General features: G+C 64.4%; 22 protein-coding genes. 15 read left to right on the forward strand and 7 right to left on the reverse strand.

The annotated features are described in order from the left end of the window. Positions 1-88: 88 nt before the first annotated feature. Positions 89-1,123, reverse strand: coding sequence for a uroporphyrinogen decarboxylase (gene hemE, locus AC0L2J_RS01010; RefSeq protein WP_473386629.1), 1,035 nt, complete (start codon positions 1,121-1,123; stop codon positions 89-91). Between the two features lie 109 nt (positions 1,124-1,232). On the opposite strand from hemE, the gene AC0L2J_RS01015 reads away from it, so the two are divergent. Together AC0L2J_RS01015 and AC0L2J_RS01020 are read left to right on the forward strand one after the other, a co-directional pair. After that, positions 1,233-1,448: a hypothetical protein gene (locus tag AC0L2J_RS01015; protein WP_007595236.1), complete on the forward strand. Its 216-nt coding sequence runs from the start codon at positions 1,233-1,235 to the stop codon at positions 1,446-1,448. Between the two features lie 171 nt (positions 1,449-1,619). Further along, positions 1,620-3,524 (forward strand): sensor domain-containing diguanylate cyclase, encoded by a 1,905-nt coding sequence (locus tag AC0L2J_RS01020; RefSeq protein ID WP_473386631.1) that lies wholly within the window; start codon positions 1,620-1,622, stop codon positions 3,522-3,524. A 2-nt stretch (positions 3,525-3,526) separates the two neighbouring features. Here the strand turns inward: AC0L2J_RS01020 and AC0L2J_RS01025 are convergent, their stop codons facing one another. Together AC0L2J_RS01025 and trhO are read right to left on the reverse strand one after the other, a co-directional pair. Beyond that, complete coding sequence (locus AC0L2J_RS01025; protein WP_007606917.1) at positions 3,527-3,745, reverse strand: SlyX family protein; 219 nt, start codon at positions 3,743-3,745, stop codon at positions 3,527-3,529. Then, positions 3,735-4,517 (reverse strand): oxygen-dependent tRNA uridine(34) hydroxylase TrhO, encoded by a 783-nt coding sequence (gene trhO, locus AC0L2J_RS01030; protein ID WP_473386633.1) that lies wholly within the window; start codon positions 4,515-4,517, stop codon positions 3,735-3,737. Before trhO ends, AC0L2J_RS01025 begins: the two co-directional genes overlap by 11 nt. Before the next feature lie 185 nt (positions 4,518-4,702). Here trhO and ggt point away from each other — a divergent pair, with 185 nt between their 5' ends. The 5 genes from ggt (at position 4,703) to AC0L2J_RS01055 (ending at position 10,911) form a co-directional block, all read left to right on the forward strand. Beyond that, positions 4,703-6,289 (forward strand): gamma-glutamyltransferase, encoded by a 1,587-nt coding sequence (ggt, locus tag AC0L2J_RS01035; protein WP_473249302.1) that lies wholly within the window; start codon positions 4,703-4,705, stop codon positions 6,287-6,289. Between the two features lie 167 nt (positions 6,290-6,456). Next, entirely contained in the window at positions 6,457-7,071 is a 615-nt protein-coding gene (locus AC0L2J_RS01040) for a (2Fe-2S)-binding protein (RefSeq protein WP_473249303.1), read from the forward strand. Between the two features lie 4 nt (positions 7,072-7,075). After that, on the forward strand, positions 7,076-8,092 hold the full coding sequence (locus AC0L2J_RS01045; protein WP_473386635.1) for an FAD binding domain-containing protein: 1,017 nt from the start codon (positions 7,076-7,078) through the stop codon (positions 8,090-8,092). A gap of 2 nt (positions 8,093-8,094) precedes the next feature. Beyond that, positions 8,095-10,386: a xanthine dehydrogenase family protein molybdopterin-binding subunit gene (locus AC0L2J_RS01050; protein WP_473386637.1), complete on the forward strand. Its 2,292-nt coding sequence runs from the start codon at positions 8,095-8,097 to the stop codon at positions 10,384-10,386. Positions 10,387-10,446: 60 nt separating this feature from the next. Continuing rightward, positions 10,447-10,911: an FKBP-type peptidyl-prolyl cis-trans isomerase gene (locus AC0L2J_RS01055; protein ID WP_007606926.1), complete on the forward strand. Its 465-nt coding sequence runs from the start codon at positions 10,447-10,449 to the stop codon at positions 10,909-10,911. Positions 10,912-10,978: 67 nt separating this feature from the next. Here the strand turns inward: AC0L2J_RS01055 and AC0L2J_RS01060 are convergent, their stop codons facing one another. Then, positions 10,979-11,197, reverse strand: coding sequence for a CsbD family protein (locus AC0L2J_RS01060; RefSeq protein WP_007606928.1), 219 nt, complete (start codon positions 11,195-11,197; stop codon positions 10,979-10,981). 127 nt (positions 11,198-11,324) lie between these two features. Between AC0L2J_RS01060 and AC0L2J_RS01065 the strand changes: the two genes are divergently transcribed. From AC0L2J_RS01065 to AC0L2J_RS01075, 3 genes are all read left to right on the forward strand, one after another. Next, positions 11,325-11,837, forward strand: a complete 513-nt coding sequence (locus tag AC0L2J_RS01065; RefSeq protein ID WP_007606929.1) for a cupin domain-containing protein — start codon at positions 11,325-11,327, stop codon at positions 11,835-11,837. A gap of 131 nt (positions 11,838-11,968) precedes the next feature. Further along, a complete protein-coding gene (locus AC0L2J_RS01070) occupies positions 11,969-12,397 on the forward strand; it encodes a VOC family protein (RefSeq protein WP_473249307.1) in 429 nt (142 codons plus the stop codon). Between the two features lie 42 nt (positions 12,398-12,439). After that, positions 12,440-12,928 (forward strand): VOC family protein, encoded by a 489-nt coding sequence (locus AC0L2J_RS01075; RefSeq protein ID WP_247372609.1) that lies wholly within the window; start codon positions 12,440-12,442, stop codon positions 12,926-12,928. Positions 12,929-13,011: 83 nt separating this feature from the next. On the opposite strand, the gene AC0L2J_RS01080 is transcribed toward AC0L2J_RS01075, so the two are convergent. Both AC0L2J_RS01080 and AC0L2J_RS01085 read right to left on the reverse strand, forming a co-directional pair. After that, positions 13,012-14,166 carry a hypothetical protein gene (locus tag AC0L2J_RS01080; protein WP_473386640.1) on the reverse strand — a complete coding sequence of 385 codons (1,155 nt, stop codon included), beginning with the start codon at positions 14,164-14,166 and terminating at the stop codon, positions 13,012-13,014. Between the two features lie 2 nt (positions 14,167-14,168). Beyond that, positions 14,169-14,870, reverse strand: a complete 702-nt coding sequence (locus AC0L2J_RS01085; protein WP_063993530.1) for a FecR family protein — start codon at positions 14,868-14,870, stop codon at positions 14,169-14,171. Positions 14,871-14,921: 51 nt separating this feature from the next. Here AC0L2J_RS01085 and AC0L2J_RS01090 point away from each other — a divergent pair, with 51 nt between their 5' ends. Next, the gene (locus AC0L2J_RS01090) at positions 14,922-16,352 is read left to right on the forward strand and encodes a phospholipid carrier-dependent glycosyltransferase (RefSeq protein WP_473386644.1); all 1,431 of its coding nucleotides are present in this window, start codon (positions 14,922-14,924) and stop codon (positions 16,350-16,352) included. Between the two features lie 55 nt (positions 16,353-16,407). On the opposite strand, the gene AC0L2J_RS01095 is transcribed toward AC0L2J_RS01090, so the two are convergent. Continuing rightward, positions 16,408-17,049, reverse strand: a complete 642-nt coding sequence (locus AC0L2J_RS01095; protein WP_007606948.1) for an OmpA family protein — start codon at positions 17,047-17,049, stop codon at positions 16,408-16,410. Between the two features lie 511 nt (positions 17,050-17,560). On the opposite strand from AC0L2J_RS01095, the gene AC0L2J_RS01100 reads away from it, so the two are divergent. From AC0L2J_RS01100 to AC0L2J_RS01115, 4 genes are all read left to right on the forward strand, one after another. Then, a complete protein-coding gene (locus tag AC0L2J_RS01100; RefSeq protein WP_473386876.1) occupies positions 17,561-17,806 on the forward strand; it encodes a hypothetical protein in 246 nt (81 codons plus the stop codon). Positions 17,807-17,924: 118 nt separating this feature from the next. Then, positions 17,925-18,179: a hypothetical protein gene (locus AC0L2J_RS01105; RefSeq protein ID WP_473386649.1), complete on the forward strand. Its 255-nt coding sequence runs from the start codon at positions 17,925-17,927 to the stop codon at positions 18,177-18,179. Between the two features lie 115 nt (positions 18,180-18,294). Next, the gene (locus tag AC0L2J_RS01110; protein ID WP_473386650.1) at positions 18,295-19,458 is read left to right on the forward strand and encodes a winged helix-turn-helix domain-containing protein; all 1,164 of its coding nucleotides are present in this window, start codon (positions 18,295-18,297) and stop codon (positions 19,456-19,458) included. Between the two features lie 147 nt (positions 19,459-19,605). Next, positions 19,606-20,937 carry an MFS transporter gene (locus tag AC0L2J_RS01115; RefSeq protein ID WP_473386652.1) on the forward strand — a complete coding sequence of 444 codons (1,332 nt, stop codon included), beginning with the start codon at positions 19,606-19,608 and terminating at the stop codon, positions 20,935-20,937. Positions 20,938-21,017: the final 80 nt, after the last annotated feature.

Consider the following 21,017-nt stretch of genomic DNA (forward strand, 5'->3'; position numbering starts at 1 on the left):
TAAGTCATTGATCGGGCGTAATCTCTCTACTGTGCATGGGGTTGTTTTCGCGTTTTTTTGTTTTTCCGCTCCCCAGGCGCAAAATAAATCAGCCCCGAACCCGCTTCAGCATCTGCTCGACATGGGCGATCGGCGTCTCCGGCTGGATGCCGTGGCCGAGATTGAAGATGAACCGCCCTTGCGCAAAATTCGCCAGCGTGTTGTCGACCGCGCGGTCGAGCGCGGCGCCGCCCGTGATCAGCACCAGCGGATCGAGATTGCCCTGAACCGCAACCTTGCTCTGCACACGCTCCCGGATGAAGGCCGGCTCCGCGGTCCAGTCGATGCTGACCGCGTTGACACCGGTCGCCTCGACGAAACCGGGCAATTGCGCACCGGCACCGCGCGGAAAGCCGATGATCTTGGCGTCCGGCACCTTGGCGCGCACGCCATCGACGATGCGCCGCGTCGGCTCGACCGACCAGCGCGCGAATTCGGCGGGCGGCAGCACGCCGGCCCAGGTGTCGAAGATCTGCAAGGCGTTGGCGCCGGCGGCAAGCTGCGCCAGCAGATATTCGATCGAGTTCTCGACCAGCACGTCGATGATCTCTGCGAACGCCTCCGGATGCCGGTACGCCATCATCCGCGCCGGCGCCTGGTCGGGCGTACCCTGGCCGGCAACCATGTAGGTCGCCACCGTCCACGGGGCGCCGCAGAAGCCTATCAGCGCGATCTTGGGATCGAGCGCACCGCGCACGATCTTGAGGGCCTCGAACACCGGGGCGAGCTTGCCGAAATCGGCGTGCTTCGCCAGGGTTGCGACCTTGGCTGGATCATCCAGCGGCTCGAGCCGCGGACCCTCGCCGACCTCGAAGCGCACGGACCGTCCGAGCGCATAGGGGATCACCAGGATGTCGGAGAAGATGATCGCCGCATCGAAGCCGAACCTCCGGATCGGTTGCAGCGTCACTTCGGCGGCGAGCTGCGGGTTGAAGCAGAGATCGAGGAAGCCGCCGGCCTTGGCCCGCACCTCGCGATATTCCGGCAGGTAACGGCCGGCCTGCCGCATCATCCAGACCGGCGGAATGACCTGCCGCTGGCCGGAGAGGACGTCGATGAAGGGTTTTGTCGCAGATTGGGGCACGAACGGTCCTGAGATGGTTACGGCTCCTGATACACCGCCGCGGCCCTGAGCGGAACAGGGGAACCAAGCGCAATTGGGCCGCGTTGACCAGCCAACGGAGGACGAGACCATGGCTGAGACATTCAACCCCGCGCCGCATGACAAGCACGCCGACGATCTGCACGAAGCGCTCGCCGCCGACCGCCACGCCAAGCTCGACGCTGGCCTGAAGGATACCTTCCCCGCTTCCGATCCCGTGAGCGCCGCCCAGCCAACGCCCTCGAAGGCCGATGCGGAGGCCGACAATCCCTCGCTCTGGGACAAGGTTAAGGCCATCTTCAGCTAACCGCGGGTGCGCCGGATTCCGATAGGTTTGCTAAAGCCTTGTTAGCGATGCGCTGATTCCGGCGTCCGTACGACTACGGGAAACCGGGGACATCGTTGCATATTTCTCCCGGCCTTTCAGGTTTCACTAACAGAAGCAGCAGAGTTTCCGATCTTCGGAGAATTCTGCCGCATGAGTGCTGTGACCAAAAGAGCCGGATGGAGCCGCCTGCCGCTGCGGGCGGCTGCGTTCGTCGCGCTGACCTGCGTGGCCATCCTCGGCGTCAGCGGCTGGCGGGAATGGGCGGCCCGCGACGCGGTGCTCAAGGGCGCCGAGGCAGAGATGGCGAATGTTGCGCGCTCGTTGACGCAGCATGCCGAGGACAGCCTCGATCTGCTGGATTCAGGCGTCGTCGGCGTCGTCAGCCGGCTGGAGATGGACGGCACCGAGCCGGCCACGATCGCCAAGCTTCGAACCCTGCTGGAGGCGCGCAAGAAGGCGATAGAGCGCATCCACAACCTCGCCATCATCGACGACCACGGCAACTGGTTGACCTCGCCCGGCACGATCGGCTCGACGCTCAACGACGACGCGTTCTTCCGTTATCACCAGCTCTCGCCGAAACGGGAGCCCCATGTCGGCCGGCCCGTGAAGAGCCTGCTCGACGGCGAGTGGGTCGTCACCCTGTCGCGCCGTTTCAACAAGCCGGACGGCAGCTTCGGCGGCGTGGTGCTCGCGACCATCAGCTCGGGATATCTCTCGCATTTCTACGAACAATTCGAGATCGGCCGCAACAGCTCGGTGGCGTTGACACACGGCGACGGCCTGATCATCGCGCGCTACCCGAGCAACGAGAAATTCATCGGCCGCAGCGTTGCCAATACGCCGCTGTTCCGTGACGCCGGCCTGCAGCGGCCGGGCGGCGTCTATCATTTCAAGTCGCCGCTCGACGGCGCCGAGCGCGTCAGCTTCTTCAAGCGCTCTGGCCGTTATCCGCTGGTCCTGCTTGCAACCGTCGACAAGGACGAACTGCTGGCGCCCTGGCGTGCTGCGGCGATCTCTCGCATGCTCTACGTGCTCGCGCTGGTCATGCTGCTCGCGATCATCGGTGCTGTGCTGGTGCGGCAGTTGCAGCGGGGCCAGAGCATGGCGGCCGCGCTGGTCGAGAAGGAAGCGCATTTCCGACTGCTTGCCGAAGGCTCCAGCGACATGGTGACGCGTATCGGGCTCGACGAGCGGCTGCGCTATGTCTCGCCGTCGTCGATTGGCGTCGTCGGCTGGCGCGCCAATCAGCTGATCGGTACCCTCGCGCTGGCCGGCGTTCACGCGGACGACCGGCCGCAGGTCCAGGCTCTCGTCGATGCCATGAAGCGCGGCGAGAAGGAGGAGGTGCGCGTCACCTATCGCAACGCGCACCGGCAGAATGCCGAAGTCTGGCTCGAATCGACCATGCGGGTGACCCGCAAGGAGAATGGCAGCGTCGACGGCGTGGTCGCGATCTCGCGCGACATCACCGAGCAGAAGAAGCTCGAGACCCGGCTCGAAACGCTCGCGATCGAGGACAGCCTCACCGGGCTTGCCAATCGCCGCCGCTTCGATGAACGGCTGAAGGAGGAGTGGGCGCGTGCCTATCGCGAGCGCTCCAGCCTCTCTTTGCTGATGATCGACGTCGATCACTTCAAGTCGTACAACGACGAATACGGCCATCCCGCGGGCGATGCCTGCCTCCGGCAGGTGGCGCAGATCATCGCCGCCGAGATGCATCGTTCCGGCGATCTGGCGGCGCGTTACGGCGGTGAGGAGTTCGCCATGCTGCTGCCGAACACCGACGCTGCCGGCTGCGCCCTGATCGGTGACCGGATCCGACGGGCGATCCGCGATGCGGGCCTCGTCCACACCAGCAACCATGCGGCCGGCTGCGTGACCGCTTCGCTCGGCGGTGCTGCGTGCCGGCCGGCGCTGGAGCGCACGGCCGGCGTGGTCTCGCTGATCGAGGCCGCCGACCAGGCGCTCTATGCCGCCAAGGAGGCCGGGCGCAACCGGCTGATGATGTCGGGCGAGGTGAGCAACCTCCTGCTCAAGGCGTCCGGTCAGTAGCCTCAATAATGCGGGGGGCGCTCATTGGCGGCTCCCGGCGCATTCGCCTCGGCCTCCTGCAGCCGCTCGCCGAGCTCTGCGATTCTCCGCGTCAGCGCGTCGATCTGCTTCCACTGCGCGGTGATGGTCTGGTTCAGCGTCTCGATCGCGTCGTCCTGGTAGGCGAGGCGGGTCTCCAGCGTGTCGATGCGCTCGCCCAGCGTCTTGATCTCATTCGTCACGTGCCGCGTCCTTATTTCGTTCGGACAAGCCAAGTTGTTGCAAGCCAGGTTCTCGCAAACCATGGCCGAGCGCGACACGTTCGTCGAACACGAAGCATTCGCCGCGCCAGCGGCTCTCAGCTTCCGGCACCTCTTCCAGATATTTGAGAATGCCGCCCTTGAGGTGATAGACCTCGGCAAAGCCGCGCGCGAGCAGGTGCGCGCTCGCCTTCTCGCAGCGGATGCCGCCGGTGCAGAACATCGCGATTTTGCGGTGTTTGGCGGAATCGAGCCGCTCGGCCGCAAAATCCTTGAACTGGCCAAAGCTCCTGATGCCTGGATCGAGCGCGCCCTCGAACGTCCCCATCGCCACCTCGAAGGCGTTCCTGGTGTCGAGCACCAGCGTGTCGGGCGCCGCGATGAGCGCGTTCCATTCGGCCGCATCGACATAGATACCGACCTGCCGCGTCGGATCGGCGGCTTCGTCGCCGAGCGTGACGATCTCCTTCTTCAGCCGCACCTTGAGCCGGCCGAACGGCATCGCCTCGGCGGTCGAGAACTTCAGTTCGAGATTGTTCAACCTGCCGCCGAACATATCGCCGTGCGCGAGCTCATGGGCGAGCGCGTCGATCGTCTCGCCCGGGCCCGCGACCGTGCCGTTGATGCCCTCCTGCGCGAGCAGCACGCTGCCCTTCAGCGCCAGGCCGGCGCAGAACGCGCGCAGCGGCTCGCGCAGCTCGCGGTAATCGGGCAGGGCGGCGAATTGGTAGAAGGCGGCGACCTTGCAAATCATGGCGCCCGTTTAGCAGGCGGGGCGCGCCCGGAAAACCCGCAACGAGCAGCTCTATTCCCAACGGATGGCAGCCATTTCCCTGGCATGCCAGCATTGCCCCGGCGGGCCGGAATGTGTCATGTAGGCCCGGCTTTTTCCGAAACGACACGCCATCCGCGCCAGACGCCAATGAGAGCAAGAATTCGATGAGAAACTTCCATTTCCCCGGCAGGTCCACGGTCCACGCCACCAACGCGATGGTGGCGACCTCGCATCCGCAGGCGTCGCTCGCCGCGATCGAGGTGCTGCGCGAGGGCGGCACGGCGGTGGACGCGGCCGTCGCGGGCTCGGCCATTCTCGGCGTGATCGAGCCGCAATCGACCGGCATCGGCGGCGACTGCTTTGCGCTGATCCAGCCGCGCGGCGAGGGCAAGATCATCGCCTATAACGGCTCCGGCCGCGCCCCGAAGGCGGCGAACGCCGACTGGTATATCGAACGCAAGATCAACTCCGTGCCGCTGACCTCCGCGCATGCGGTCTCGATCCCCGGCGTGATCGACGCCTTTGCGACCGTTTTGCGCGATCACGGCAAGTTCGGCTTCGACCGGCTGCTCCAGCCCGCGATCAAGGCCGCTGAGGAAGGCTACGTCGTTGCCCCCCGCATCGCCTTCGACTGGAAGAACCAGTTCGAGAAGCTGAAGGCCGGCACCAACACGGAGCGCTATCTGCTGCCGCACGGCAAGCCGCCGGTGGCCGGCGACGTCATTCGCCAGGCCGAGCTCGGCAAGACGCTGCGGGCGATCGCCAAGGACGGCCGCGACGCCTTCTACAAGGGCCCGATCGCGGAAGACATGGTGGAGACCCTGCGCGGAATCGGCGGCCTGCACACGCTCGACGATTTCGCCGCGCATACCACCGAGACGACGACGCCGATCGGCACCATGTACAAGGGCTATGACGTCTGGCAGTGCCCGCCGAACGGACCCGGCCTCACCATGCTGCTGATGTTGAACATCCTGTCGCGGTTCGACCTGACGAAATACGCGCCGCTCAGCGTCGAGCGTTTCCACCTCGAAGCCGAGGCCGCGCGCATCGCCTACATGCATCGCGAGTTGCATGTCGCCGATCCCGAGCATATGCAGGTCGAGGTCGCCAGGATACTCGCCAAGGAATACTGCAACGAGCACATCGACAAGATCCGCATGGACGGCATGCTCGACCTGCCGAACGTCGCGCCACCGATGAACCCCTCGACCATCTACATCACCGTCGTGGACAAGGACCGCAACGTCTGCTCGTTCATCAACTCGGTCGCGCATTCCTTCGGCTCGGCGATCGTCTCGAACAAGACCGGCGTTTTGCTTCAGAACCGCGCCGGTGGCTTCCGCATCCAGCCCGGCCACCCCAATTGCATCGCCGGCGGCAAGCGTCCGCTGCACACGATCATGCCGAGCCTGCTCACCAAGGGCGGCCGCTCCGTGATGCCGTTTGCGGTGATGGGCGGACAGTATCAGCCGGTTGGCCAGACCCATGTGGTGACCAACATTCTCGATTACGGCTGCGACGTGCAGGAGGCGATCGATATGCCGCGCGGCCTGCATTACGAAGGCCAGTACCAGCTCGAGGACAGCGTGCCGGCCGATATCGTCGAAGGCCTGAAGAAACTCGGCCACAAGACCACCAGCGTCGTCGGTCCGCTCGGCGGCGCGCAGGCGATCTGGATCGACTGGGACAAGGGCACGCTCACCGGCGGTTCCGATCCGCGCAAGGACGGTTGCGCGCTGGGATACTGATCGCCGCGTGCGGGGTTCCCCGCGCAAGATCAGGAAAAGTTGACGAAGGGCGGCGCGGCATTTGCTGCGTCGCCCTTTGTCGTTCGGAACGGAGTTCATTGCTTCAGGTTAAGGGCCGATGAGCGGTGCCGGCGTGCGCTGCTTGCTCGAAGCGGCGGAGGCCCTCCATGTCCGAAAAGCCAGGTTCCGGACCATCCGGATTCGATCGGCGCGCTTTCATGGCGGGCGCCGCCGGCAGTGCGCTGGTCCCTCTGACGGCGCGTGCGGCCGCGCAGGATGCGAGCGTGTCGACCGCCCAGGATCCGGCACTTCCTGTCGATGTCACGCTGCGGGTCAATGGCAAGGACAAGCGCCTGCGCATCGACGCGCGCACGACGGTGCTGGACGCGCTGCGGGAGCATCTCAAGCTCACCGGCAGCAAAAAGGGCTGCGACCACGGCCAATGTGGTGCCTGCACGGTCCTGATCGACGACCGGCGCGTGGTGTCGTGTCTGACGCTCGCGCTCGCGGCCGAGGGGCAGGAGATCACGACGATCGAAGGCCTTGCCACCGACGATCATTTGCATCCGATGCAGCAGGCCTTCGTCGACAACGACGCGTTTCAATGCGGCTATTGTACGCCGGGCCAGATCATGTCCGCCGTGGCCTGCGTCAAGGAGGGACACGCGGGCAGCGAGGCCGATATCCGCGAATACATGAGCGGCAACATCTGCCGCTGCGCCGCCTATCCCAACATCGTCGCCGCCGTGAAGCAGGCCGCGCCCGAGATCATGAAAGGCTAGGGGCATGCGATCGTTTTGGTATCAAAGGGCAACAGACCCTGACATGGCCGTGCAGGCGCTCAGCGCTGCCGCGGCTGCGAACAATCCGCTGACCAAGGCTACGGCGCAGCCGCTCGCGGGCGGCACCACGCTGATCGACCTGATGAAGCTGGACGTGATGCGGCCCGCCGCGATCGTCGATATCAATCCGCTGGCGCGGGGCTGGTCCGCGATTGAGTCCGGCAGTGACGGCTTGCGGCTCGGCGCGCTCGCCAAGATGTCCGACGTGGCCGCCCAGGCCGAGATCCAGCGCAATTATCCGGTGATCGCGAACTCCCTGAAGCTCGCCGCCAGCGCGCAGCTGCGCAACATGGCAACGCTCGGCGGCAACGTGATGCAGCGAACGCGTTGCAGCTATTTCCGCGATGTCTCTTATGAGAATTGCAACAAGCGCAATCCCGGCTCGGGCTGTGCCGCCATGGACGGCGTCAATCGCATGCATGCGGTGCTCGGTACGTCCGATCAGTGCATCGCCACCTATCCCGGCGATTTTGCCCAGGCATTGATCGCGCTGGATGCGGTGGTCGAAATCACCGGCAGGTCCGGCACGCGCAATCTGCCGTTCGCAGAGTTGCACAAGGCACCCGGCAGGACGCCCGAGATCGAGACCACGCTTCGGCCTGGTGAGCTGATCTCTGCGTTCTCCGTTCACGGCCGCTGGCCGCGCTCGGTGTATCTCAAGGCGCGCGACCGTCAGTCCTACGAGTTCGCGCTGTCGTCGGCTGCGGTCGCGCTCGACGTGCAGGATGGCTCGATCAGGGACGCGCGTGTCGCGCTCGGCGGCGTCGCGACCGTGCCGTGGCGGGCGCGTGAGGCGGAGGCGCTGCTGAAGGGACAGAAATTCGATGACGGTCTGGCGCAACGCGTGGCCGACGCCGCGTTTGCCGACGCCAGGGGCCGCCGGCACAACAGCTTCAAGATCGCGCTCGGCAAGCGCGTGGTGGCGCGCGCGCTCCAGCAGGCCGTAACGATGGAGATCTGATCATGACCGCTGCAGCTCCCGAGCCGAAAGCGAACATGGGCAAGCCGGTCCCGCGCTATGACGCGGCCGCAAAGGTCACGGGACGGGCGACATATGCGTCAGACATGCCGCTCGACAATCCGGCCTACGCATTCCTGGTCACCAGCGCCATCGCCAAGGGCCGCATCGACAGTTTCGATCTCGATGATGCCAGACGGGTCCGTGGCGTGATCGACATCGTCACGCACGAGAACGCTCCGAAGCTGAAGGAATCGAAACTGTTCAGCAATGGCGGCTATGCCGGCACCACGATCCAGCCGCTGAAATCGGCCGACATCGCCCATGACGGCCAGATCATCGCCGTCGTCATCGCCGAGAGTTACGAGGCGGCGCGCGAGGCCGCCAATCGCGTCAAGGTCAGCTACACGGCCGTGGCACCGAGTGCGAGCTTCGACTCGCCGGGGATCACCACGGCAGCGGCAAAGGGACAGAACGCACAGTTCAAGGAAGACCCGGAGGTCGGCGATTTCGCCAAGGCGTTCGACGCGGCCGAAGTCAAGCTCTCCGCCTCCTACGACACGCCGACCCAGCACCACAACCCGATGGAGCTGTTTACGACGAGCTGCGCCTGGATGGGCGACGACCTCGTCATCTACGAGGGCAGCCAGTATGTCTATGGCCTGAAGAACGGCGTCGCCGAGCAGCTCGGCATCGATGCCGACAAGGTCCGTGTCGTCAATCCCTATGTCGGCGGCGGCTTTGGTTCGCGCGGCTCGATGACGCCCCGCACCGCCATCATCGCCGGCATTGCCAAACGCCTGAACCGGCCGATCAAGCTGGTGCCGACCCGCGACCAGGGTTTCACCATCGCGACCTACCGCGCCGAGACGCGCCATGAGATCATGCTTGGTGCGGATCGGGACGGCAAGCTGGTGGCTTTGAGGCATGACGGCGCGGAGGTTTCATCGCGTCCGGATGCCTATTGCGTCGGCGGCACCAAGACCACGACGCGGCTCTATGCCTGCCCGAACGTCGCCAGTCTGGTGTCGATCGTGCGCGCCGACCGCAACACGCCCGGCTTCATGCGCTCACCGCCGGAGGTGCCGTATCTCTTTGCGCTTGAGAGCGCGATGGACGAGCTTGCGGTGAAGCTGAACATGGACCCGGTCGAGCTCCGCCGCATCAACGACACCAACGTGGAGCCGATCGGCGGCAAGCCCTATACGTCACGGTCGTTGATGGCGTGCTTCGACGGGGCCGCCAGGGCGTTTGGCTGGTCGCAGCGTTCGCCGCAGCCGAAATCGATGTCGGACGGCGACTGGCTGATCGGCTATGGCTGTGCCGCCACTTGCTATCCGACGCAGATGGCGCCGTCTGCCGCGCGCGTCCGCCTCCAGCGCGACGGCCGTACCCGGGTCGAGATCGCCGGTCACGAGATCGGCACCGGTGCCTATACCGTCATCGCCCAGACCGCGGCCGAGCGGCTCGGCGTGCCCCTGGAGAAGGTCGCGGTCTTCCTGGGTGACAGCGATCTGCCGCCGGCGCCTGTTGCCGGCGGTTCGAACTCGACTGCCAGCACCTGCTCGGCGGTGATGATGGTGTGCGACCGGATTCGTCAAAGGCTGTTCAAGGCCGTGATGCCGAGCGACAGCCTTGCCGACAAGGCCAAGGAGACTGTCGGCATCAGCCAGGCGCCGAGCACGCAGGCGGCGCAGAGCGATCGTCCACTCGATCTCGATGAGGCCTTCGACGCGCTCGGCGTCGGCATCGTCGAGGAATATGGCGAGTGGAAGCCCGAAGGCGCGCCGCTGGATTCCTTCACGGCGATGCACAGCGGGCACGCGCGGCTCGTCGGTGGCCATCAGATGAAGGACAAGATCGCCTATGCCTTCGGTGCCGAGTTCGTCGAGGTCCGCGTCAACCGCTTTACCCATGAAATTCGTGCGCCGCGGCTGGTGGGAGCGTTCGCGGCGGGCCGCATCATGAATCCGCGCACGGCGCGCAGCCAGCTCATGGGCGGCCTGATCTGGGGCATGTCCTCGGCGCTGCTGGAGGCCACCGAGATCGACGAGCGCAATGCGCGCTACGTCAACGACAATCTTGCCGACTATCTGGTGCCCGTGAATGCCGACGTGCCCAGTGTCGAGGTGATCCTGCTCTCCGAGCAGGACGATCGCATCAACCCGGCAGGCGTGAAGGGCCTCGGCGAGCTCGCCAATGTCGGCACCAATGCGGCGATCTGCAATGCGATCTATCACGCCACGGGCCAGCGCATCCGCAAGCTGCCCGTGCGGCTGGAAAATATCGAGGCCTGAGGGGTGGAAACGGAGTCGGCGTTGCGCTAGACACCTTGCGCCTCAAACGGAAGGTCTCTTATGCAGCGTTTACAGCGCGTGCTCCTCGCCATCATGTCGGCACTCGCGATCACCGTGATCGCCGGCGTGTCCGATTTCGTTTCCACCACGGCCTCGGCCCAGACCGCAGGGAAGACCATGACCACAGCTTCAGGTTTGCAGATCACCGACAGCGTCGCCGGCACCGGCGCTTCGCCGAAGCCCGGCCAGATCTGCGTGATGCACTACACCGGCTGGCTCTACGAGAACGGCCAGAAGGGCAAGAAATTCGACTCGTCGGTCGACCGTAACGAGCCGTTCGAATTCCCGATCGGCAAGGGCCGCGTCATCGCCGGCTGGGATGAGGGTGTTGCCTCCATGAAGGTCGGCGGCAAGCGCACGCTGATCATTCCGCCGCAGCTCGGCTATGGCGCCCGCGGCGCAGGCGGCGTGATCCCGCCGAACGCGACGCTGATGTTCGACGTGGAATTGCTCGGGGTGAAGTGAGCCCGTAAACAAAAAGACCGGCCTCCGGCCGGTCTTTTCGCTTTCAGTGCGACGGTGTTATCTCGTCTTATTCCGTCGCGCGCTTGGCTGCGGCCGCGGCGCGATCGACCGCGTCTTTCGCGGCATCCTTGGCGTCGCCCATGGCCTGCTGGCCCTTGCCCTTCACTTCCTGGACCGCACCTTCACCCTTCAGGCGTTCGGATCCGGTGGCTTCACCGACGCCCTGCTTGGCCTTGCCCATTGCCTCGTTTGCGGTGCCCTTGATCTTGTCGGTCGTGCTACCCATGAAACTCTCCTGCGGTTTGCTCGCTGGGACAACGTCCGACGGTTACAAGGGTTCCGTTTTTGTTATGGCTCGATGTCGCGGCTTTGGGTTAGTTTGCCGCACACGGAACCAATAGAAAGCAAGTCCCATGACCGGCCATGACCATTCGCATTCGCACCATGACCACGATCACGACGATCGCTGGAAGCATGACGGCGTGCGCGTCATTCCCGGCAACCAGCTCGATACCAACGTGCCGTCGACGGCGGGCATGGACCGCGCGGCCGCGATCAATTTCGCGCGCGTCGGTGCGCAGAAATTGTGGGCGGGCACGGTCAGCATCAAGCCCGACGCCAAGACCGGCGCGCATCACCATGGCCATCTCGAAAGCGTGATCTATGTGGTGAAGGGCAAGGCGCGAATGCGCTGGGGCGAGAGCCTGCAATTCACTGCGGAAGCCGGCCCCGGCGACTTCATTTTCGTCCCGCCCTACGTGCCGCATCAGGAGATCAACGCCAGCCCGGACGAGGTGCTGGAATGCGTGCTGGTGCGCAGCGACGGCGAGGCGGTCGCGATCAACCTCGACATCGAGCCGGTCGAGAAGCCCGAGACCGTGCTGTGGGTCGATCCCATTCACCGCGATCCGAACGAGAAGAAGTAGGGCTGGCCCAAGACCGCGTCGGGCGATGCGACAGAACCCCGCAGGTTAGAGAGCGAAAAAATATTCGGAAGCGCTGTCGGGTGGCAGCCCAGCCGTCCGTCCTTGGGCAGAACCCCGCCCAAGGAGCTCCGATGCCCAGGATGATTTTCCTCAATCTGCCCGTGACCGACCTCAAGCGCGCCACTGCCTTCTACGAGGCGGTCGGTGCGGCCAGGAACCCGCAATTCAGCGACGAAACAGCGAGCTGCATGGTCTTTTCCGAGACCATCTACGCGATGCTGACGACCCACGAGAAATTTCGGCAGTTCACGCCGAAGCCGATCTCGGATGCAAAGACCTCAAACCAGGCACTGTTCTGCCTGTCCGCGGACAGCCGGACCGAGGTCGACGATATCGTCGGCAGGGCCGCGGCTGCAGGCGGGGTCGCCGATCCCAGCCCGAAAGACGAATACAGCTTCATGTACGGCCGCAGCTTCGAGGATCCGGACGGCCACATGTGGGGTGTGAACTGGATGGACATGGCAGCCTTCGCCGCGCAGTCCGAGATGGCGAACGCCTGATCTAAGCCCACGACAGCAAGAAGCCGAAGAGGAGCATTCACGATGTCCAAGGTCGTTCCCTGCATGTGGTTCAACGGCGATGCCGAGGAAGCCGCGAAATTCTACGTCTCGCTCGTGCCGAATTCGGCGATCACGCATGTTCAGCGCAATGTTTCAGATGGCCCGTCCGGCAAGGAAGGCTCCGTGCTCGTCGTCGAATTCTCGGTGGCGGGACAGCCTTTGGTCGCGCTCAACGGCGGCATGAAAATGGAATACACCCACGCGATCTCGCTGATGATCCATTGCGACGATCAGGCCCAGGTCGACAGCGTCTGGAATGCGTTCCTGGCCCATGGCGGCAAGGAAGAGCAGTGCGGCTGGCTCAGGGATCGCTGGGGCGTGGCCTGGCAGGTGGTGCCGAAGGTGATGTTCGAATTCCTCTCGAGCCCCGACAAGGCGGCTGCCGCACGCGCGATGCAGGCCATGATGAAGATGGTCAAGCTGGACGTGGAGGCGCTGCGGCGGGCGTTCGAGGGCAAGTCGGCGGCGTGAAGCGCGTGCCCTTGCCACATACTCACTGTCATCGCCCGGTCGAGCCGGGACATGACAGCGGAATTTGAGGCGAAGGTCCGCCGCTAATAATTGATCCGCAGCCCCACGCCGCCATGGATGGTGTTACCCACCGGCTGCGGGCCGAGCGTGCCGTTGGCGAACAGGTCGACGATCCAGCCCTTCTGCACGCGGAAGCCGAGCCGGCCGCCATATTCGAACCAGCCCTGGTTGCCCATGGTCGGCACCACCACGCCGTCGCCGGTCACGGTGGCGACGATGCCGCTATGGCCAGCGAATGACTGCACCCAGCCGCCATTGATGTTGGCCTCAATATTGCTGCCGTAGAGATGCGTCCACTGGCCGCCGATCTTGACCAGGCTGGTGCGGTCGGTGCCGGTCGCGATGCTGGCGTCGAACGGATTGAACGCCACTGCGCTGTCCGTATAGCCCGAGACGCGCTGCCAGAGCTGCCAGACCTCGATCGAGGCGGCGATCTCGTCGCGGGGCGACACGCGGCTCATCCAGCCGGCGCGGCCATAGACGGCGTAGTTCGCGGCGTTGGTCGAACTCGTGACGCTCACCGGTCCGAGGCTGGTGCTGTAGCTGCGGGTGTAGCGCGCCTTCTCCCACGGCGTCAGGATCGTGCCGACGTCGAAGAACGGACGCGACGAGCCCCAGTCGGTGAAATCATAGCGCAGCGCGAACGCGCCGATCGGCGCGCTGGTGATGTTGTAGCCGCCCTCGCTGTACTGCGTGTAGGCGATGCCGGCGAGCAGCGACAGATTGTTGGTCAGCTCCTTGCGGCCATGAATGCCCGCCGAGAACGAGCCGGCGGAGCCGAATGCGCTGACGCAGTTGCTGCAATTGACCTGCTCGTTGACGCCGAGCAGCACCGTGCCGAGCACCCGGTTGGTGATCATCTGGTTGAAGCGCTGGTTGGCAAGGCCGCCGATCGAGCCGCCGCTGGAATCCGCGCCAGTCGGCGTCGGGCTCGGCGAGGATGACGGATAAGGGCTCGGCGACGATGACGGGTTGGGGCTGGGCGAGGGCGAGGGGCTGTGGGTCGGCGACGGCGAGGGTGAATAGCTCGGCGCCGGGGTGGGCGTCGGACCTCCGCACTCGGACTCGCACGCCGTGGCGGCTGCCGCCGGACGGGCATCGACCGCGATCAACGCAAACGCAGCCACGGCGGTCAGCACGCTCGCGAGCATGAAGCGCCTGACGTTGAATACTTCCATCGTCAGCGCCCGCACAGCATGCCGTCGTCATGGGCGGCGGGCGTGATGGTCGGCGACGCGTCCGCATATTGGTTGACCGCGCACAGTCCCGCGCTCGCGGCGCAGGTCGCGGCAAAGGTCCAGGGCGGCGTATTGGTCTTACTGATAGAGACCTTGCCGCCGGTCGAGGTGATGATTGCGGTGTCGCCGGGCTGGGTGAGCTGGACGCACTGTTGGCTCGTCGTGCAGACACTGGCGGCGCCGTCCTGCAGCACGACGACCGAGCGGCCGCGCTGGGACAGGATATCGAGAGTGGTACCGCGCACGCCGATGGTCGCGAGCGGTGTGGTGATCTTGTAGGCGGTCTTCTCGGAATGTCCGGTGACGAAACGGAATGCGCCGGTCGTCATGCGGATCGCGACGTCACGATAGCTGTGCTCGTCGTTGAAGACGGTGCGGTCGAGCTTGAGCGTCGCGCTCGGACCGAGCGACAGATTGGTGCTGTCGGCCATCACGAAGCGCGCCGCGCTGCCGGCGCCGGTGCGCACGGTTTCGTCCCGCAGCATGCTGTCGCCGACGCTGATCGGCGTCGTGGTCGTGGCCACGCGAACGACTTCATTCTGAATCACGACGGCTTCACCGACGCGCGTCTGCGCTTGGGCGCAAGACGCCGCGCACAAGACCGTCGACAACAACGTGGAGAAAAGCCAGAAACGCAAATTCATTTCGCAACCGATCGATGTGTCCCTGATCGTACCGGATCACGCGCGCTTGCGATGTGGCGGAATTATCACAAGCAGCGCGAGACCTGCGTTATGCTTAGTGACAGTTGCGGCAGAATGCGTTCAATGAAAACCGCGATCTCAATTATTCTCGGCGGTGACGCAAATTTGCCACGCAAAACTTCCCCACAAGTGCCGCGCGACTTGGCCGCGGTTCCGAAGGTGTCGCGGAGCGCAGTGATTGCTGTCGCGATTTTCCTGGTCGCGCATCTTGCCCTGCTGATCGGCTTGACGACGCCGGAGAAGTTCGTCTTCGACGAAGTGCATTACGTGCCGGCAGCGCGGCAGATGCTGGCACCATCGATGTCGCAACCGATGCTCAATCCGATGCATCCGCCATTGGCGAAAGAGCTGATCGCGCTATCGATCGCGACCTTCGGCGACACCGCGCTGGGCTGGCGCTATCCCGCGACATTGTTCGGCGCGCTCGCGATCGTCGCGATCTATCTGTGCGGCCTCGCGCTGTTCGCCGCGCAAGGGCCTGCGATCGCCGCCGCGCTGATCGCCGGCTGCAACCAGATGCTGTACGTGCAGGCGCGCGTCGCGATGCTCGACATTTTTGCACTCGGCTTCGGCCTGCTCGCGATTGCCGCCTTCATGCACGGTTTTCGAAAGGATCGTCCCCATGCATTGTTCGCGGCTGCCGGCAGTCTGTTCGGCTGTGCTGTCGCCTGCAAATGGAGCGGCCTGTTTCCGCTCGGAATCTGCATCGCCATCGTCGCGGTGATCCGCCTGATGCAGGGCTGGCACACCCTGTTTGCCGACGCGAAGCCGGAGGATTGGTACCGGCCCGATCTCTGGCCCGGCTTCGGATTACATCACGTCGTGCTCTGCTTCATTGTCCTGCCCGCGATGACATATCTTGCGGCCTTCGTCCCGCTCTACGGCATGTCGCTGCCGGATCTGGTCGAGGCGCAGCGCCGGATATTCGCCGACAACACCACCACTGCCATCGCCGGCCATACTTATATGAGCGCCTGGCCGTCATGGCCGCTGCTCGCGCGCCCGGTGTGGTTCCTGTTCGACAAGACCGCGGACGACAATGTCTCCGCGATCGTCTTCCTCGGGAATCCCCTGGTGCTGTGGCCGGCGCTGCCCGCGCTCGCCGTCGTGCTGCGCGACTTCGTCGTCGCGCGTCGCCGGGATGCGTTCCTGATCGCGGTGTTCTATTTCGGGTCCTGGCTCGCCTGGGCGTTGCTGCCGCGTACGCTGGCCTTCATTTATTACTATCTGCCGGCCGCGACCGTGGCGTCGCTCGCGCTGGTCTACGTGCTGCGCCGGGACGGTCTGCCACGCTGGCTGTTGTGGGCTTATGTCGCGGTCGCGGCAGCGGGCTTTGCCGCCATGCTGCCGATCTCGGCGGCCTTCGTCGGCACGTCGATGCAGAGCTTCAACCGGCTGATGCTCTTCCAAAGCTGGATATGATATCGCCGCCTGCCGGGGAACGGCAGGCGGCGCCTTATGGGCGGTGACCTGTGAATTACTTTGACGCGGTCTTGGTGTCCATGTTCACGACCTGGACGCGGCGGTTGATCGGGTCGGCGCCGTTGGCGGCGTCCTTCAGCTTGGTCTTGCCGTAGCCGACGGTGACGAGATCGGTGCCGGTGAGGCCGTAGTTCTGCACCAAATATTTCTTGATGGTGTCGGCCCGCCGCTCGGAGAGCCCCTGATTGTAGGCCTCGGTGCCGACCGCATCGGTGTGGCCGGCGACCACGAAGGTCGAGCCCTTCAGCGAGGGATCGGACAGCGCCTTTCCGAGCGCCTGGACCGACGGCACCGACGTCTTGGCAATGTCGGCCGAGTTGTAGTCGAACTGGATCTCCAGATCGATCTTCGGCTTGGTCGCGGCGAGCTCGGCAATCTGCTCGCGCTCGCCCGTCGACAGCGACCGGGTCGAGCGGTTGCGCACGGTGTTCAGGAAGGTCGATTCCTTGGCCTGCACCGCCGGATCCACCTGCGGACCTGCGGACAGACCGCGGGTCGCCGCCTTCGGCTTCAGTGCATCCAGGATCTGGTTGGTCGAGACATTGCCGTCGCCGGCCATGGCCAGGCCGGCCGTCATCGAGAGAACTGCCGAGAGGGTTATCGCCTTCAGTGCAAAAGACTTATTAAAACCAGTCATTGTCGTATCCTCGTTGTGACGCCTGATGGCTATTTGATGCTGCAAGCATAGGGCAGGTTCAAAACCCCTGGTGTGATCTTGGTCACGCTGGAAACGGGGCCGTCCGGGGTCATGTCAGGGAATTTCAAGCGGTTTCGGGTTCATGGATGGCCGACCCGAGGTCCACTCGGAGGACGGACGCTGACGCGTGAAGAGAGTGGTCGCACGCTGCCCGGCGAGCGTTCGAGCCTTCGCAGTCCTGTCGTGATCCGCATCACTGAGGACCGCCGCGCCCAGGTGCCGCTCGGGGGCGGGGGCCGGTTCACTCAGGGAAACCCATGGTCATCGATTGTCGCAAAGCCGTCGCGTGTTGGCCTGTCTGCGAACAATTTTTCGGCCAGATGGACGCCTAGCAGGGCACAGCCTCCGACAGGCGCAAACGAAGGGAGCCGAGTTCCACCCCGTGGCGAGGCCAAGTGATTACCAGATCTATCGCAGTGGCCCGCCGGATCGGACCGTGTCCCTGAGCTCCATGCCCATCTACATCGGCGCAGCGATGATCGCGGTGGCGATCCTGCTGTCGACGCTGATCACGGGGCTGACCTCCCGCTATGTCGGGCTTCAAGCGCCGACCGACGAGAACATGTGGCTGGTCGATCGTCTCACCGGCAGTGTTTATCGCTGCCAGGCGGAGGAGCGCGGCAAGGCCTCGTGCGAACCCGATGTCGCAACAGGCAGCGTTGGCGACCGGTCCAAAGCCCCGAACGCCGGCCGCTGAGCCCCCGCCTTCGCACCGCAGCAAGAAAATTGTCTTCTCTACGAAACGTCTTCGCCGGAGAATACGTATTGCGAAGGCCGGCATGACGCCGGTTTCGTTTTACGGAGGAGACATTTCGATGAAGATCTTGCTCACAGCCGCCGCTTTGGTCGCGCTCACCCTTTCCCTTTCACCGGCATCCGCCGCCATGATGGCATGCACCAGCGATAATATGATGAAGTCCGCCGCCATGATGGGCGGCACGGCGGATACGCCGGCCAAGACGGCCATGAACAAGGAAATGGCCATGGCCAACACCGACATGAGCAACGGCAAGATGAAAAGCGCCTGCATGCATTACATGAAGGCGCAGAAGGCGATGTCGATGAAGTAGGCGCGTGTAGCGCACCTTCCGACCGCGCTGTCAGTAGATGGCAGCGCGGTTTCTCCTTGTCGCTCCTGGATCGGCTTCTTGCCTGGATGCGAATCCCGCTACACTGCATTCCGCAATGTCCCGCGCGCCCAAACCGATTCCACTCACCACGAAACAGGCCCGGCAAATCTGGCTTCATGCCCAGCGGCTGGACGATCGCGCGCCGTTCGGTGACGGCGCGCAAGCCGTCTCCGACGCGGTCGCCCATCTCGGCTATGTGCAGATCGACACCATCAACGTGATCGAGCGCTGCCATCACCACATCCTGTTCAGCCGGATCCCGTCCTACCGCCGCGCCGACCTGCGCCACGCCCAGAGCGTCGACAAGAGCGTCTTTGAATATTGGACGCATGCGCTCTCCTACGTGCCGGCCGGCGACTTCCGCTTCTTCCTGCCGGCGATGCGCGAGCACCGCCGGCAGGGGCACAAATGGTTCGCCTCGGTGAAGCCTGCCGACACGCGCAAGGTGATGCGGCTGGTGCGCGCCGGCCCGCTGACGATCCGCGACATCGAGGACGACGTGCTCACCGAGAAGGAGCATCTCTGGCAAAGCCGAAAACCCTCGAAGCGGGCGTTGCAGCTCGCCTTCTATACGGGTGCCGTGACCATCAGCGAGCGCCAGGGCATGCTCAAGACCTATGAGCTGATGACGCGCCATTTCGGCTGGGACAAGCTGCCGAAGCCGGCGTCGGCAAAGGACATCACGGCCTATCTGCTCGATCGCGCGCTGCGATCGCAAGGTGTCGTGAGCCTCGATTCGGTCTGTCATCTCGACGCGCCGCGCAAGCCGGCGGTGGCTGCCCTGATCGGCTCGCGCGTCCGCCGTGGCGAGCTCGTGCCTGTCGCCATCGAGGGTGCCGGCAAGCAGGAGCACTGGGCACTGCCGGTGGCGCTCGAGCCGGGCGAGGGCGCGCCACCTGATCTCGTTCACATCCTGTCGCCGTTCGACCCACTGATTATCCAGCGCAAGCGCACCAATCTCATCTTCGGCTACAACCACTTGTTCGAGGCCTATGTGCCGAAGGCCAAGCGCAAGCTCGGCTATTTCGCGCTGCCCGTGCTGGTCGGCGACGAGATCGTCGCCGCGCTCGATCTGAAGACCGACCGGCAGGCGAAGAAGCTGCTGATGCAGAAATGGACCTGGGTCGGTGAGGGAAAGAAAACCGCAGGGCGCAAGGAGCTCAAACGGAAGATCGAGGAGGAGCTCGATCGTTTTGAGAAGTTTCAATTGGCGGAGTAGTTGTGCGCGGCGTGGATCACCGATCTCTGTCGTAGCGCAACGTGGTGGCCCGCTGCGCCCACTGCATTGCTTGCTCCATTGACTCTTCGCCCGCGATATTCAAAACCGGCTTTTCAGCCCATAAAAGCAACAACCATGGGGGAAGCCATGAGCCAGACCACGACCTATGCCGGTTCCGCCGGCGCAGCCAAGTCGGAAATCGAGATCTCGACGATCCGCGCCATCTCCTGGCGCCTGATCCCCTTCCTGGTGCTGGCCTACTTCTTCTCCTATCTCGACCGCGTCAATCTCGGCTTCGCCGCGCTGACCATGAATGCCGAGCTGAAATTCACGCCGCTGATCTTCTCCTGGGGCGCCGGCATCTTCTTCATCGGTTATTTCATCTTCGAGGTGCCGAGCAATCTGGCGCTGGAAAAGTTCGGCGCCAGCCGCTGGATCGCCCGCATCATGGTGACCTGGGGCATCATCTCGGCGCTGATGGCGCTCACGAGCGGCGTCACGAGCTTCTACGTGCTGCGCTTCCTGCTCGGCGTCGCCGAGGCCGGCTTCTTCCCCGGCATCATCCTCTATCTCACCTATTGGTATCCGGCCGAATATCGCGCCCGCTTCCTCGCGGCTTTCGCCATTGCCGTGCCGGTCTCCACCGTAATCGGCGCCCCGGTCTCGGGCCTGCTGCTCGGGCTGGACGGCGCGATGGGCCTGAAGGGTTGGCAGTGGCTGTTCATCATCGAGGGCATTCCCTCGGTGCTGCTCGGCATCGTCACCTGGTTCTATCTCACCGACAGGCCGGAGAAAGCGGATTGGCTCACGGCCGAGCAGAAAGCCTGGCTCAAGACCAAGCTCGATGCCGAGATCGCGGCCAAGCAGGCGGTGAAGCATTTGTCGCTCGGTGAGGCGCTATCCTCACCAAAGGTGATCATGCTGAGCCTGGTCTATTTCGGCTTCGTCGGCGCGCTGTATGGCATGCAGTTCTGGCTGCCGCAGATCGTCAAGGCGTTCGGCCTCACCAACGCCCAGACCGGTTTCGTCACCGCCATCCCGTATCTGTTCGGCACCATCGCGATGATCCTGTGGGCGAGGCATTCCGATGCGACGCGCGAGCGCGTGATGCATGTCGGCGCGCCGTTGCTGCTCACTGCCGTCGCGCTCGGTGTCTCCAGCTATCTCACCGACCCCACCCTGACGATGATCGTGCTGACGGTCGCCGCGATCGGCGTGTTCTGCTGCTTCGGTGTGTTCTGGACCCTGCCGACCGCGTGGCTCTCCGGCACGGCGGCGGCCGGCGCCATCGCCCTGATCAACTCGATCGGCAATCTCGCCGGCTTCGGCGGACCGTATCTGATCGGCTGGGTCAAGGAAGCCACCGGCCAGACCTCGAGCGGACTGCTCGTGCTCGCGGTGCTGCCGCTGATCGCCGGCATCCTGGTCTTCATCGGCGGCCACGACAGCAAGCACGAGTTCGCCGAACAGGGGCGGTGACGGCGCGTTGGCGCCCTCGGCGTCAATTGTACCGTTTTCGTCGGATTGGGGGTGAGCGCCGCACTGTGAAGTGTGACGGC

This window comes from Bradyrhizobium sp. MV1.5 (assembly GCF_055807615.1).